The 12,332-nt window shown below is 47.1% G+C and carries 11 protein-coding genes; 6 read left to right on the top strand and 5 right to left on the bottom strand.

Annotation, left to right across the window (positions count from 1 at the left end):
- The first annotated feature begins 5 nt into the window (after positions 1-5).
- Both IEN92_RS00410 and IEN92_RS00405 read left to right on the top strand, forming a co-directional pair.
- A complete protein-coding gene (locus IEN92_RS00410; RefSeq protein WP_216159515.1) occupies positions 6-1,160 on the top strand; it encodes a DUF3300 domain-containing protein in 1,155 nt (384 codons plus the stop codon).
- A 22-nt stretch (positions 1,161-1,182) separates the two neighbouring features.
- Positions 1,183-1,551: a Rap1a/Tai family immunity protein gene (locus IEN92_RS00405; protein WP_216159513.1), complete on the top strand. Its 369-nt coding sequence runs from the start codon at positions 1,183-1,185 to the stop codon at positions 1,549-1,551.
- Positions 1,552-1,610: 59 nt separating this feature from the next.
- Here IEN92_RS00405 and IEN92_RS00400 read toward each other — a convergent pair whose 3' ends face one another.
- The 5 genes from IEN92_RS00400 to fabI are packed head-to-tail and all read right to left on the bottom strand — an operon-like array spanning position 1,611 to position 6,554.
- Positions 1,611-2,600, bottom strand: a complete 990-nt coding sequence (locus tag IEN92_RS00400; RefSeq protein ID WP_215373443.1) for a tripartite tricarboxylate transporter substrate binding protein BugD — start codon at positions 2,598-2,600, stop codon at positions 1,611-1,613.
- 60 nt (positions 2,601-2,660) lie between these two features.
- Complete coding sequence (locus tag IEN92_RS00395; RefSeq protein WP_215373441.1) at positions 2,661-3,506, bottom strand: CoA ester lyase; 846 nt, start codon at positions 3,504-3,506, stop codon at positions 2,661-2,663.
- An 18-nt stretch (positions 3,507-3,524) separates the two neighbouring features.
- Positions 3,525-4,409 (bottom strand): MaoC family dehydratase N-terminal domain-containing protein, encoded by an 885-nt coding sequence (locus IEN92_RS00390; protein WP_216159510.1) that lies wholly within the window; start codon positions 4,407-4,409, stop codon positions 3,525-3,527.
- 34 nt (positions 4,410-4,443) lie between these two features.
- On the bottom strand, positions 4,444-5,772 hold the full coding sequence (gene chrA, locus IEN92_RS00385; protein ID WP_216159507.1) for a chromate efflux transporter: 1,329 nt from the start codon (positions 5,770-5,772) through the stop codon (positions 4,444-4,446).
- Entirely contained in the window at positions 5,769-6,554 is a 786-nt protein-coding gene (gene fabI, locus IEN92_RS00380; RefSeq protein WP_215373435.1) for an enoyl-ACP reductase FabI, read from the bottom strand. Before fabI ends, chrA begins: the two co-directional genes overlap by 4 nt.
- A 50-nt stretch (positions 6,555-6,604) precedes the next feature.
- Between fabI and IEN92_RS00375 the strand changes: the two genes are divergently transcribed.
- From IEN92_RS00375 to IEN92_RS00360, 4 genes are read left to right on the top strand one after another with little or no spacing between them, the layout of a single operon-like run.
- Entirely contained in the window at positions 6,605-8,473 is a 1,869-nt protein-coding gene (locus IEN92_RS00375; RefSeq protein ID WP_216159504.1) for an extracellular solute-binding protein, read from the top strand.
- An 11-nt stretch (positions 8,474-8,484) separates the two neighbouring features.
- Positions 8,485-9,549, top strand: coding sequence for a microcin C ABC transporter permease YejB (locus IEN92_RS00370; protein ID WP_216162065.1), 1,065 nt, complete (start codon positions 8,485-8,487; stop codon positions 9,547-9,549).
- The gene (locus tag IEN92_RS00365; RefSeq protein ID WP_216159501.1) at positions 9,546-10,571 is read left to right on the top strand and encodes an ABC transporter permease; all 1,026 of its coding nucleotides are present in this window, start codon (positions 9,546-9,548) and stop codon (positions 10,569-10,571) included. Before IEN92_RS00370 ends, IEN92_RS00365 begins: the two co-directional genes overlap by 4 nt.
- Positions 10,568-12,205, top strand: coding sequence for an ABC transporter ATP-binding protein (locus tag IEN92_RS00360; RefSeq protein ID WP_216159498.1), 1,638 nt, complete (start codon positions 10,568-10,570; stop codon positions 12,203-12,205). Before IEN92_RS00365 ends, IEN92_RS00360 begins: the two co-directional genes overlap by 4 nt.
- Positions 12,206-12,332 lie beyond the last annotated feature (127 nt).

Genomic DNA, 12,332 nt, shown 5'->3' with positions numbered 1-12,332 from the left:
GCGTTATGAATCCCGGGCCCTATCAGGCAAGTGGCAATTATTACCCTCAGGAATATGCTGGTTCTGACTACGCCGATGACTCTAGGGGTAACGCTGGTCCGCAAATGATCTCATCACAACAATTACAGGCATTGGTCTCTCCAATAGCGCTTTATCCAGACTCTTTACTGTCGCTCATGCTTTTAGCGTCAACTTATCCGCTAGAAGTGGCAGAGGCTTACAACTGGAGAAATAGTCATGCATCATTGAAAGGTGATGCTCTACAAAATGCACTTAAGGCGCAATCTTGGAACGATAGCGTGAAATCCTTAATCTCGTTTCCAAAAGCATTCAATATGATGGGCAGTAAGTTGCAGTGGACTCAGAACTTAGGCAATGCCTATAAGCTCCAGGCCGCAGATACGATGAGAGCGATTCAAGTGCTTAGAAAGCTGGCTATTAAAGCGGGCAGCCTGAAGTCCAATAAACAAATTACGGTGACGACTGATGCGAACGGACATATCTTAATCAGCCCCGCTAATGAAAAAGTGGTTTACATCCCAAGCTATAACCCAACAGTAGTTTATGGGCCATGGCCTTATTCCGGATACCCACCTTATCCCATCTATGACCCTGCTTGGGGGTATATGGATTTTGGAATTGGTTTTATGATCGGCGACGGTTTTTGGTCCTATCCTAACTGGAATGATGGCACGATTAACTCTACCAACATTAATCCATCCGGACGCATTGCCCCCCGTCCCATTATCGGACCGGCAAGCATCGTTAATCAGCAACGTTTACTGAATGATTGGCAAAATAAATTGACTCCAGAACAAAGACAAGCTGCCCGTCTTGAGGCGCAGCGCGCCAATAATGCTTTTCAGAGAGATGCCACTCCTCAAGAAAGAAATCAAGCGGCACGCCTCAATCAAGAAGCGCGTAATGATGCCCAAATGGATAGAACTGATCCCAGCGTATATCGTGAGGCTGCTCAAGAAAATGCCATGCGCGATCAAGCACGCTTTGATAGTGACGAAGACCGCTCACGTGGCTTTGGTGGTGGTCATATGGGTGGATTTGGTGGTGGTGGCGGTGGCCACATGAGTAGTTTTGGTGGTGGCGGTGGTGGTCATATGGGCGGCTTTGGTGGCGGTCACATGAGTGGTTTTAGGCGTTAATCTTTATTAAGAGAAAAGAGTCATGAAAATATTTCCAGCAACATTCATACTAATTGCATCCATTCTTTCCTTTACTTCAAGTGCATTTGCGCAGAAGGATCTTCCAGTAGACGATGCCAGTACAGCTGCATTTGTTGAGCTTTGCAAAAATCCTGCTGACGAGCAAGGTCGCAGTTTTTGTTTTGGTTTTGGAGAGGGTGTTTACCAGGGCTACCTAGCAAATCGTAAGCCCGAGGCTAAACCAGCTATCTGCTTTATCAATAAGAGTGAGACTCGCAGTGAGGTCTTACAAAAGTTCTTAGCATGGACAAAGGCAAACCCTCAGTTCAATCAAGACAATGCGGCCAAAACCCTCATGCGTTTCTTTACTAGCAACTACCCCTGCAAATAAAAGTTTAGTAAAAGAAAAAGCCAGCAAATTGCTGGCTTTTTTAATGCAGCGACGCAATCTTAGTCGGCAATATTCGACTTACGAATCACGGGCCCCCATTTATTAATCTCTGACTCAAGGTGAGTCTTTAAGCCATTGGGTGTCATTTTGTCTTGTGAAACGATATCGATATTGGCGTCCTCTAAACGCTTTTTAACGTCTGGAGAGTTCAAGGCAAATTTTAGGGCGGCATTGAGCTTATCCAAAATTGGCTTGGGCACACCTTTGGGTGTGTACATGCCATGCCATACTTTGACTTCAAAACCTTTTAGACCCTGTTCATCCAAAGTTGGCACATTGGCGATTGCAGGCAAGCGCTTGAGCGTAGTGGTTCCGTAAGCTTTCACGCGTCCATCTTTGATGTACGGAATGGTTTGGGTGGTTTGATCGCAGAGCAGATCTACTTGGCCACCGAGCAAGTCTGTGAGAGCAGGGCCCGTTCCTTTGTAAGGGACGTTGGTGAGCTTGACGCCCAAACGGCTTTGAAAGAGTAGGCCGCACAATTGTGACACCGCACCAGGACCAGCATTCGCCATCGTCACTTTAGAACCATTGGCTTTAATGTAAGCCTCTAGTTCTTTAAAGTTGTTTGGTGGTAAATCTTTTTTACCCAAGAGCACCATGGGTACGTCCGCTACTTGACCGATGTATTCAAAATTGGTCAAAGGGTCATAAGGGAGTTTGTCATACAGAGCATTTGCAGTTGCCATACCCATATGGTGTAAGTAGATGGTGTAACCATCGGGTGCGGCACGTGCAACCTTGGTGGTGGCGATGGTGCCACCTGCGCCATTGACGTTCTCAACAACCACAGTTTGCCCAAGGTACTGGCCCATGGGTACAGCAATCAGGCGTGCAACAGAGTCAGTCGGTCCGCCAGCGGCAAAAGGAATGACTAAGGTAATTGACTTGCTGGGCCAGTCTTTTTGCGCCAATGCATTGCCACACAAAGCAGTACTAAGGGCAATAGCGCTAGCAATGCCAGAAAATAGGAAATTCTTGATCTTCAATTTTGGTCTCCATCTTGTTTTTATGTAGACCAATTCTGCCAGTTTTGCAGGTTTTTGACCTTAGTGTTTACCAGCAAGTGCAAGCGTTCTTTGCGCCAAAAGAACTACTGGGCGGTCAATCATGCGGCCATCCAGCTTGACTGCACCTCCCTGGGATGTTTGAATCGCCTCGATTACTTTCTGAGCCCATAAGATTTCCTGCTCAGATGGCATGAAGGCGTTCTTGACTGTAGGAACTTGCTTAGGGTGGATGCAAAGCTTGCCACCAAAGCCCATACGCTTGGCCCGTTCAGCATCATCTTGAATCCGCGCTTCATCATCTGTTGAGGGGGTAACCCCATCAATAGGGGGAGCAATTTGCGCAAGTCGGGATGCGAGCACGATTTGATAGCGCGCAGCCTGTAATTGTGTTTCTTGCGGATCACAGATCATGCCAAGATCAGCCTGTAAATCCAAATTACCTAAAGCAAGGCGAATCACTTGATTTGAATTGGCGATTTGTTTGAGTTGATCTAAACCGATGGCAGTTTCAATCATGGGAATCAGCGTGGTGTTAGGCAAAATCAGTGCAGCACCATTGATCTGATCAGCAGACTCAGATTTAGGAATGAGCAAGCAGGTGGCTTTCAACTCCTGAGCCAGTATCAAATCCGCAGAATAAAACGGACTACCTGGAGAGTTGCTGCGAATGACTAAACGACTCTTCTGTTCGGTGCTAAAGCTCGGCCAAGCAGCCCGAATCGCATTGCGGGCAGTCTCTTTGTCATCCGGTGCGACCGCATCTTCTAAATCGATGATCACTGCAGCAGCGCCACTCTCAAACGCTTTTGCAAAGCGCTCAGGGCGATTGCCTGGAACAAACAGAAAGGTGCTGCAAAAGGCTAAAGGGAAGTCGGATGGATTCATAGGGAGCTTAAATTGATATCACGCTAATTGGGCAGTCGCCTGCATGGTGAGCCAAGCTTCATGATCTTCGGCCCAAACGGAAATAGTCTTGCCACTAGGATCTTTTTCTAAATCAGGTTTGGCCGAGACTTTAAATACATTGATATCAAAGGTCGGGCGAATTACACGGAACTCAAAGCTCTTGAGTCTGCATCCAGGAATGCTTTGACGAACCAAATCTACCAGCAGTGTGGCGATCAAGGGACCATGCACAATGAGGCCAGGATAGCCTTCTACTTCGGTAACGTATTTGCGATCGTAATGAATGCGATGACCATTAAAGGTGAGCGCTGAGTAGCGGAATAGCAAAACATCATCTGGCGTAATAGTCTTTGTCCATACTGCATCTTTTGGAGCGGGAGTGGGGGCCGCGGGTTTGTCATCTGGTCCGGGCGCATCACGATACACAATGTCATGCTCTTCAATAATGGCAAGACCATTTTGATTGGAGATGAGGTGTTTCACTAAAACAAAGATCAGATCACCTGCACGTCCTGCTTTGTGGGTGACAGATTCAATCGTGGAGACGCGTTCAATCTCATCTCCCACGGTGAGTGGAGCTAACCATTGCAAGCGACTACCGGCCCACATCCGACGTGGTAGCGGAACAGGAGGAAGAAAGCCGCCACGCTTCGGGTGGCCATCAGGTCCGATATCGGATTCGCGGGCATGGGGTAAAAAATACAGCCAATGCCACAGCTCTGGTAAAAAAGTGCCTTTGCTTGGTGCTGGGTCATCGCGATCTAAAGTAGCAGATAGGGCGCGAACTGGTGCAGCCGTAACTGAATCTTGGAATGACTCAGTTTTACCGAGCCATTCTTGTAAGTGGGCAATAGTTTGAGCTTCGATTCGCATATTTTCCATTATGCCAATCTTCATCAAGCCGGGCTTGAAGTGACTAGCCGATGAAGGCTACGGCGAGGTAAGAGAGAAGGCCAGCTAAAGCGCAGCCACCTAGCACCGTCATTACCCCTTTTTGAAACTGAAATAGCCCTAAGCTAGCTAAAGCGCAGATGACGATGGATATCCAAGAGATAGAGCCTCCTAGACCACTAGGTAAGAACACATGGTAGGCAAAGAAGAGACCCAGATTAGCGATCACGCCAACCACAGCAGCAGTGATCGCAGTCAGGGGTGCAGTAAAGCCAAGCTTTCCATGAGTAGACTCAATCAGTGGGCCGCCTACCAAGATAAAAAAGAATGAAGGTAAAAAAGTGAACCAAGTAGCGACACACGCACCAAGTACGCCAAACCAAAATGGATTGCTATTGCCAATCAGGTGCTGAATATAACCAGCTAAATAACCTACAAAAGCCACCACCATAATCAGCGGTCCAGGAGTGGTCTCACCCAGAGCTAAACCATCAATCATTTGATTGGCGCTGAGCCAATGAAAATGATCTACAGCACCTTGATAAACATAAGGCAGTACTGCATAAGCACCACCAAAGGTCAGCAAGGCAGCCTTAGTAAAGAACCACGCGATAGCTGGATAGAGTGTTCCCCAACCAAAGACTGCAATCAGGATGACAATTGGCAGAAGCCAGCATGCGATTGCGACCAGGCTATGTCGAATGGTTTTCTGAATCTGAAACTGTGCGTGCTCAGGAGTAGGGGTATCGTCATCAATAATGGCCCTACCGTAATGTTGATCTTGCGTATTGGCATGTCCACCCTTTTGGGAAAAATACTCTGGGTAGCGTTTGCCTCCCCAAAAGCCAATCGCAGCAGCAATCAAAACAATGATTGGAAAAGCCAAATTGAGAATGAAGATGGCAATGAAAGAACCCAAGGCAATCCACTGCAGAGCTTGATTGTGAATGGTGCGCTTACCAATACGCACAGCCGCATGCAAAACAATTGCGACCACCGCCGGTTTAATGCCAAAGAAGATGGCGGCAATCCAAGGCACTTGCCCAAAGCTTAAATAAACCCAAGATAGGCCAATCAAGATAAACAGTGAGGGCAAGATAAATAGTGTGCCCGCCAGAATGCCACCCCAACTACGATGCATCAGCCAGCCAATATAAGTGACGAGTTGTTGTGCTTCGGGCCCTGGTAAGAGCATGCAGTAGTTCAGAGCATGTAAAAAGCGCCGCTCAGAAATCCAGCGACGCTTCTCAACCAACTCTTGATGCAAAACCGCGATTTGTCCAGCGGGACCGCCAAAACTAATAAAGCCGAGTTTGGCCCAAAACTTGAGGGCCTCGCTTAAGGGAACGCTCAAACTTCTTCCATTCCACCAATGACTTGGCTAAAGCCGTTATCCACATAAATGATTTCAGCAGTGATACCGTTTGCAAGATCAGACAACAAGAAGGCAGCAGTATTGCCCACATCATCAATCGTGACATTGCGGCGTAATGGTGCAGTTTGTTCGACTGCTTCCAAAATCTTGCCGAAGCCTTTGATGCCAGAGGCAGCGAGCGTTTTGATTGGTCCTGCAGAGATGCCGTTGGCACGAATTCCCTTAGGGCCAACTGAGCCGGCGAGATAACGTACTGAAGCTTCTAAAGAAGCCTTCGCTAAACCCATGGTGTTGTAGTTGGGAACGTTCTTCATGGATCCCAAATACGTTAAGGTGAGTAGTGAAGATTTATCGCGCAACATGGGTAAAGCTTCTTTTGCCATTGCCGGAAAACTGTAAGCAGAGATGTCATGCGCAATTTTGAAGCCTTCACGAGAGAGGCCTTCGAGGAAGTCGCCTGCAATGGCTTCACGGGGTGCAAAACCAATGGCATGTACAAAACCATCAAACTGAGGCCAGGATTTGGCTAAATCCTGAAAGAGGGCTGCAATTTGTTCATCGCTACCAACATCACAGTCAAAAATGAGATCGGTGCCGAATTCTTTTGCAAAGTCGACGATACGGTCCTTAAAGCGTTCGCCAACATAAGTAAAGGCTAATTCAGCGCCTTCACGGTGACATGCCTTGGCGATACCATAGGCAATTGAACGATTGGAGAGGAGGCCGGTAATGAGGATTTTTTTGCCGGAGAGAAAGCCCATGTTGTGTCCTTTGCTTCAAATATGATTAGCTATCTACAATTGTTGCATATATGCCGACCCTAAAGCCCATTCGCCAGCTCGCCCAATACCTGCTGCTAGCCCTGCTAGTAGGGTTTGGAGTCAATACAGCAGAGGCGGCACAGGGGATTTCTCAATATGGCAAGCCCAAGTATGCCGACGGATTTGCCCATTTCGATTACGTCAACCCCAATGCCCCCAGGGGAGGTACGCTGACTTTACCCAATCCAGGGCAAAGAACCAGTTTTGATAAGTTCAATCCATTTACCCTGCGAGGAGTGACTGCCCCCGGAATTGAATTGATGTTTGAATCTTTGGCGGAGGGAAGTGCGGATGAGGTATCGAGTATTTATGGTTTGCTGGCTGAAGATATTGCGGTAGCAGCAGATCACAAATCTGTGACCTTTCGAATTCGTCCAGAAGCCAAATTTTCGGATGGCAGTCCCGTGTTAGCGGCAGACGTTAAATACAGCTTTGATATTTTAATGAGTAGCAAAGCTCACCCACGTTACAAAACGACTTTTGCCGATATTAAAGAGGCAGTCATTGTTTCAGATCGAACAGTGCGTTTTGACTTTAAAAATGACAATGCTGAACTTCCCATCCTCGCTGGAACCTTGCCAATCTTTTCTCGCAATTGGGGTAAGCAAGCAGATGGCAGCATTACTCCTTTTGAGAAGATCGCCTTTGAGACGCCGATTGGTAGTGGGCCTTATCTGATCGAGTCCTTTAAGGCAGGTAAATCGATTGTCTTCAAACACAATCCGCAATATTGGGCAGATCAACTCAGTAAACCGCTGAACGTGCGCGTTGGCTTTTATAACTTTGATCGGGTCCTATACAAACTGTATAGCGACGATGCCGTGCGGCTTGAAGCATTTAAAGCAGGGGAATTTGATGCCATCGTGGAATATCGCGCCAAGATTTGGGCTAAGGGATATGTTGGTACAAAGTTTGATAACGGCACTTTACTCAGAAAGGCCTTCTTAAATCACAACGGTGCTGGTATGCAAGGTTTTGCCATGAATATGCGCCGTCCTTTATTTAAAGATGCACGCGTGCGTGAAGCCTTGGGCTTGGCTTTGGATTTTGAGTGGCTTAATCGCCAAATCTTTTTTGATCAATACAGTCGAATTAATAGTTATTTTCAGAATAGCGACTTGAGTGCGAACTTTGATGGCCATCGCAAACCGACTGAAGCGGAGTTGAAATTATTGCGACCACTCAAAGACAAATATCCACAATGGGTGCCTGATGCGGTTTTCGGACCGATGCCGTATGCACCATCGACTAAGCCGCCGGGCAGCTTGCGCCAGAACTTAAAGCAAGCACGTGAATTGCTGATGCACGCTGGTTGGCAATACCGTGATGGCGCCTTGCGTAATGAGAAGGGTGAGCCTTTTCGCTTTGAGATAGTAGAAGATGGCGGTTTCTTCTTAAGAGTGATTTCCGCATATGTCCGCAACCTCGAAAAACTGGGTGTGCAGGTAGATATCCGTACTAGCGACTTTGCTTTGCATCAAAAGCGCATGAATGAATACGATTTTGATATGACGACAGTCCGCTTTCCAGACTCGCAAAATCCGGGGAATGAACTTTGGGATCGCTTTGGTAGTCAAGCCGCTAAGGAAAAAGGCTCAGACAATGTCATTGGAATTCAATCTCCCGTAGTCGATGCCTTGGTCGCTGAGGTGACTAAAGCCCAGAACCGAGAGCAGCTCCGTGCAGCGACAAGAGCTTTGGACCGCGTACTTTGGAATAGTTACTACGTCATTCCACAGTGGTACAACCCTACGCATAGAGTCGCGTATCGTAAAGAGATGCATTATCCAGAACCGCCTTTGTATTATTCAGCTGAACCTTGGATTATGCAAAATTGGTGGAAAGAAGAGTCTAAATAATGCACGGTCAAATGCGCGTCTATATTTTGAAACGTTTGCTGTTGATGATCCCAACATTGTTGGGCGTATTAACACTCACTTTTGCAGTAGTGCAATTTGTCCCAGGCGGTCCGGTAGAGCAGATGGTCCTCGAATTAAAAGGCAAAGGTAGTGCTGCAACTGGTGGATCGGAGTCTTCTGGTGCCGGAGCGACTTATCGTGGACGTCAAGGCGTCGATGCGCAACGCTTAGAGGAAGTGAAGGCTTTGTATGGTTTTGACAAGCCGCCAGTAGAGCGTTACTTCATGATGCTAGGTCGTTTTGCACGCTTTGATTTAGGCCAAAGCTATTACCAACATGAAAGTGTCTGGGGCTTGGTGGTCTCCAAGCTCCCCGTTTCTATCAGCATTGGATTATGGACCTTCTTCATTACCTATTTAGTGTCCATACCCCTGGGTATTGCCAAGGCTGTGCGTGATGGTTCACGTTTTGATGCTGTCACGAGTAGCATCATTTTGGTAGGTTATGCCATTCCAGGATTTGTCTTGGGCGTGCTGCTTTTGGTTCTCTTTGGTGGGGGCAGTTTCTTGCAGATTTTTCCACTACGCGGATTAACTTCAGATAACTGGAGTGAGCTGAGTCTATTAGGCAAGGTCATGGATTATCTATGGCACTTAGTGCTTCCAATTACAGCTTCAGTTTTGGGCAGCTTTGCAGTAGTAACTATGTTGACTAAGAATTCTTTTTTAGAAGAGATTCGTAAACAGTATGTGTTGACAGCGAGAGCTAAGGGTCTTACTGAGAAACAAGTACTTTGGAAGCATGTGTTTCGCAATGCATTACTTCCTTTGGTGACTGGCTTTCCAGCGGCATTCATCGGGGCATTCTTCACGGGCTCACTACTCATTGAGACTTTATTTTCTTTAGATGGTCTTGGCTTACTTTCCTATGAGTCTGTCATGCGTCGTGATTACCCGGTAGTATTTGGAACGCTGTATCTATTTACCTTGATTGGGTTATTTACCAAGCTCATTTCCGATCTTTGCTACGTCTATATCGATCCCCGCATTCAGTTCGGCGCTGGAGGTGGTTCATGAGTCGTTGGCAGCGCTTTAAAAATAGCCGTACCGGCTATGCCAGCCTCTGGATCTTTATGGTCTTGTTTGGTCTATCGCTTTGCGCTGAGCTGATTGCGAATGACAAGCCCTTGCTTGTGCGCTATCAAGGACATTTTTATTTTCCGATTATCCAAAATCAACCAGAGACTGTATTTGGTGGAGACTTTTCTACGCCAACAGATTTTTTAGATCCTGATATCCGTCAAAACATTACAAGTAATGGTAATTGGGCAATTTATCCACCCATTCATTACAGCTATGAAACCCTTAATTACTTTTCCACTGTTCCAAATCCGGCTCCCCCATCTTGGGAGAACTGGCTCGGTACAGATGATCGTGGGCGCGATGTTTTGGCGCGTTTGATCTATGGATTTCGACTGTCAATCTTATTTGGCCTAGCGCTCACCATTGTAGGAGTCAGTGTAGGCATTATTACCGGATCCCTGATGGGGTTCTTTGGTGGCAAGTTCGATCTGATTTCACAACGTTTGATTGAAATTTGGTCGGCAATGCCAGAGTTATATTTGCTCATTATTTTTGCGTCCATCTTTAATCCCAGTGTTTCTCTCTTGGTCATTCTCTTAGCGGCGTTTGGTTGGATGGGATTATCTGATTACGTACGGGCCGAGTTCTTTCGGAATCGTGCTTTGGAGTATGTCCGAGCAGCGCGCGCCTTGGGTCTTACGAATCTGCAAATCATGTGGCGTCATATTTTGCCCAACAGCTTGACACCGGTAATTACGTTTTTACCCTTCCGCATGAGTGCTGCCATTCTCTCTTTAACCAGTTTGGATTTTTTGGGATTGGGTGTTCCGCCTGGTACGCCTAGCTTGGGCGAGCTCCTCTCACAAGGTAAGGGCAATCTCGATGCTTGGTGGATTTCGCTATCGACCTTTGTAGTCCTAGTGACTACCTTATTGCTGCTTACTTTTATGGGTGAGGCATTACGCGATGCTTTTGACTCTCGTAAAACAGGTTTAATGAGTGGAGGTCGTTCATGAGCTTGCTCAAGTATGAAGACCTCTGCATCTCTTTTGGATCGGGGCGTCGTGAAAAATTTGCAGTCAATCATTTGGATTTAGAGATTGGTATTGGAGAGCGGGTAGCGCTGGTTGGTGAATCTGGCTCCGGAAAAACACTCACTGCTTTAGCTCCACTTCGCCTTGAGCCTGAGGGTGCGAAAGTTTCTGGCAAGATTCTGTGGAACCAGGGTGAGGGTAAGGGAACGGTAGATCTTTTGTCACTGCCGATTGAAGAGATACGCCAGATTCGGGGTCGAGAAATTGCCATGGTCTTTCAGGAGCCGATGACTGCGCTCAATCCCTTATTTACAGTAGGCAATCAAATTATCGAAGCAGTACAAATCGATCAGCCTCTGATTTCTAAAGCACAGTGCGTTGATGCTGCCATTGATTTGCTGAGGAAGACCGGCATCCCCGAGCCAGAGCGTCGCTTTCATGCCTATCCGCATCAACTCTCCGGCGGTCAACGGCAGCGTGCCATGATTGCGATGGCTTTAGCGTGCAAGCCGCGCCTCTTGATTGCAGATGAGCCAACTACCGCATTAGATGTCAGCTTGCGTTTGCAGATTTTGGAATTGCTGAAAGATCTTCAAGAAGAATTTAAGGATCATGGCGGTATGGGGATCTTGCTCATTACACATGATCTCAATTTGGTGAAACACTTTGCGCAGCGTGTTGCAGTTCTCCATCAAGGTAACCTGATGGAATCTGGCCCAACCAAGCAGGTGTTTAGTCATCCAAGCGATCCCTATACCAAAGCATTGGTCAATAGTGCTCCCGTGCGTGATCTTGCACCCTTGATGCCTTTAGCCCCCGTTTTACTTAAGACCGAAGAACTTTCGGTTGCATACCCCAGCTCTGAAACCGTTTCTTGGTTCAAAAAAGCACCGGCCCATAAAGTATTGAAGAAGGTGAGCTTTGAGTTAAAGCAAGGTCAAACCATTGGCGTCATTGGTGAGTCTGGCTCTGGTAAGACTACTCTTGGTATGGCGGTGCTCGGTTTGCTGGGTGATTCCTCTGCAGAAGTTTCTGGAGATGTGGATGTGTTGGGTAGTGATTGGCAAAAACTCAAACCTGCAGAACGACGTGCTATGCGTGCGAGTTTGCAAGTGATCTTTCAGGATCCCTTTGGATCATTGTCACCGCGCATGAATGTGATGCAGATTGTGGCTGAGGGATTAGATGCGCACTTCCCAAATCTCACAGCAGCTGAACGTGAAACTCGTGTGCTCGATATGTTGAAAGAAGTGGGTCTTGACCGCACTGCGCTTACGCGTTATCCCCATGAATTTTCTGGTGGACAAAGACAGCGTATTGCCATTGCCAGAGCGCTGATCTTGCGCCCCCAAATTTTGGTTTTAGATGAACCTACCTCAGCTTTGGATGTATCTATACAAAAGCAGGTACTAGCGCTTCTGACTGAACTCCAAAAGAAGTACAACTTAGCATATTTGATGATTAGCCATGACTTGGCAGTCATCAGGGCGATGTCACATCAGGTGATGGTCCTTAAGGGCGGCAAAGTGGTGGAGTTTGGGGATACAGAGACCCTGATTGCGCACCCGCGCCAGACCTATACCAAAGAGCTTTTTGCTGCAGCTGAGTTGACTTAATTACCCAGAAACCCAATTTCAATGGGCTAAATTGGTGCATTAACCCCCCTTTGGGGCACAATTTATTCTTAAAAAATGTTTATAAACAATGACTTGAGTCAAAAGTCTAGTCTTGGTTGTGAAGTAC

The sequence above is a fragment of the Polynucleobacter sp. MWH-Creno-3A4 genome, assembly GCF_018881885.1.
Classification (GTDB): domain Bacteria; phylum Pseudomonadota; class Gammaproteobacteria; order Burkholderiales; family Burkholderiaceae; genus Polynucleobacter.
Note: the sequence above shows the minus strand (reverse complement) of the source record. Positions and strands in the feature narration are given on the sequence as shown.

Coding starts and splice junctions, on each gene's coding strand:
- IEN92_RS00365 (WP_216159501.1), top strand. CDS start 9,546: ATGAGTCGTTGGCAGCGCTTTAAAAATAGCCGTACCGGCTATGCCAGC.
- IEN92_RS00360 (WP_216159498.1), top strand. CDS start 10,568: ATGAGCTTGCTCAAGTATGAAGACCTCTGCATCTCTTTTGGATCGGGG.
- IEN92_RS00375 (WP_216159504.1), top strand. CDS start 6,605: ATGCCGACCCTAAAGCCCATTCGCCAGCTCGCCCAATACCTGCTGCTA.
- IEN92_RS00370 (WP_216162065.1), top strand. CDS start 8,485: ATGCGCGTCTATATTTTGAAACGTTTGCTGTTGATGATCCCAACATTG.
- IEN92_RS00410 (WP_216159515.1), top strand. CDS start 6: ATGAATCCCGGGCCCTATCAGGCAAGTGGCAATTATTACCCTCAGGAA.
- fabI (WP_215373435.1), bottom strand. CDS start 6,554: ATGGGCTTTCTCTCCGGCAAAAAAATCCTCATTACCGGCCTCCTCTCC.
- IEN92_RS00405 (WP_216159513.1), top strand. CDS start 1,183: ATGAAAATATTTCCAGCAACATTCATACTAATTGCATCCATTCTTTCC.
- IEN92_RS00395 (WP_215373441.1), bottom strand. CDS start 3,506: ATGAATCCATCCGACTTCCCTTTAGCCTTTTGCAGCACCTTTCTGTTT.
- IEN92_RS00390 (WP_216159510.1), bottom strand. CDS start 4,409: ATGGAAAATATGCGAATCGAAGCTCAAACTATTGCCCACTTACAAGAA.